Below are 1,994 nucleotides of genomic sequence, written 5' to 3'. Positions count from 1 at the left end.
CGCGATGAACCTTTTTTTTGCTTGCTTGTTAATGGAATGCTCATCTTAAACTATTGATGTTATGAGTAAAAGAAACCTATTATTGTCATTTATTGTTAATAAAAGAGAAAGATAAGTGTCATTACAGCCCTCTATGATCGCGATTCAAATTATGGAGGATATATGAATCGCAAATTTAATAAGCTGACACTATTACTACCTATCGCGGTAAGTTCTGCTCTAGTAGGGTGTTCTCAATCAACGACTGCTACGCCATCCCAAACGTCACTTGATGCATTTAGCCTTCAATGCCAATCCATCAAGCAGCCAAGCGCTTCCGATGCTGAGGTAACCGGAATCAGTCTAGTTGGTCGCTCTATTGCCGATGCCCCTTTTGCAACTTCCGCAGCAGAAATTGTCAGCTACGATTCATGTACCGACAAGCTTTATGTTGTGAACGCTCAAGCAAAGAAAATTGATGTGCTATCGATGAATACCGATAGCTCGCCAAATTCGGAAGGCTCTATTGATCTTCAATCTGCAGCTTTAGCTTCTGGTATTGATATTGGTGCAGCGAACAGTGTGTCTACTCATCAGGGTTTAGTTGCTGTCGCGATTGAAAACGCCGACAAACAACAGAATGGCATTATTGCTCTGTATCGCTCAGACACGCTAGAGTTGATCACCACTTATGCTGCTGGCGCATTGCCAGATATGGTTAGCTTTTCGAAAGATGGCCGTTACATTGCATCCGCAAATGAAGGTGAGCCGAATGCAGATTACAGCATTGACCCTGAAGGCTCTGTGACGCTGGTCGATTTAGCGAATGGGCCGATGCAAGCGAAAGTCACGCAGATTGATTTCAAGGTATTCAATCAAGGTCAGTCTCGCCATACAGAACTGACCGACAAGGTTCGAATTTCTGCTCCGAATGCAACTGTTGCTCAAGATTTAGAACCAGAATATTTAACGTTTTCTGATAACGGAAAACTCTACGTCGCTCTTCAAGAGAACAATGCATTAGCAGCGATTGACGTGGTAAGTGCAGAGGTGGATGCGATTCTCGGATTAGGCGGCAAGCCTTGGGATACCGTTCAGTTGGATGCATCAAACAAAGACAAAAATATCGGTAATCTACAAAGCTACACAATGTTAGAAGGCCTTTACATGCCTGACAGCATCACTAGTTACAGTGTGGATGGCAACACCTACATCGTGACTGCGAACGAAGGTGATGGTCGTGAATATGGCATCAAGACTACGCAAGAAATGTGTGATGAGAAAGGTTTTGAGTGGGACGGTGACGATTATCAAGGCACCGAAAACTACACCACAGAAAAAGACTTTTGTATCGCTTATGTCGATGAAGTACGCGGCAAGAAGTTAGATATTGACGCTAACCACCCATTAGATGGCGCATTGAAAGACAACAAGCAACTTGCACGTCTTAAAGTGATTAAGCCACAAGGGACACTCGCTGCTGACCAAAAGGTTCAAGCATTCGGCAGCCGCTCGTTCTCTATCTGGGATGAGTCAGGCGAGCTAGTGTTTGATAGCGGCGATGATTTTGCTCGAATCGTACTTGAGCAAGATCCTGCAAACTTCAACAGCACCAATGATAACAACCAAAGCGGTGACGATCGTAGTGATGATAAAGGCGTAGAACCTGAAGCGATCGAAGTGGCGGAGATCAACGGCAAGCACTATGCCTTTATTGGACTTGAGCGCCAAGGTGGCATCATGGTTTACGACGTAACACAGCCTAAAAACGCAAGTTTCATCAGCTACTTGAACAATCGCGACTTTACTCAGCCTGTGTGCACTAAGGTTGATGAAGACGGTGATTGCGACAACGAGACTTACAACGCTAAAGCGGGTGATTTAGGTCCAGAATCAATCAAGTATTTCACTCGTTCTGGTAACCACTTTATTGCGGTTGGCAACGAAGTGAGTGGTAGCACGTCAGTTTACCGCGTTGAGTTTTAATCACGCTTCTTACTAGGGCGTGTTGATCT

Annotated in this window: 1 protein-coding gene; it reads left to right on the top strand. The window is 44.6% G+C overall.

Annotated features, from left to right (window positions below; all coding sequences use genetic code 11):
• Positions 1–162: 162 nt before the first annotated feature.
• Positions 163–1,965, top strand: a complete 1,803-nt coding sequence (locus tag AB4274_RS21055; protein ID WP_372113122.1) for a choice-of-anchor I family protein — start codon at positions 163–165, stop codon at positions 1,963–1,965.
• The last annotated feature ends 29 nt before the right edge of the window (positions 1,966–1,994 follow it).

It is taken from the genome of Vibrio sp. 10N.261.55.A10 (assembly GCF_041470825.1).
GTDB lineage: Bacteria > Pseudomonadota > Gammaproteobacteria > Enterobacterales > Vibrionaceae > Vibrio > Vibrio crassostreae_C.
This window is presented reverse-complemented; position numbering and strand designations above follow the sequence as displayed.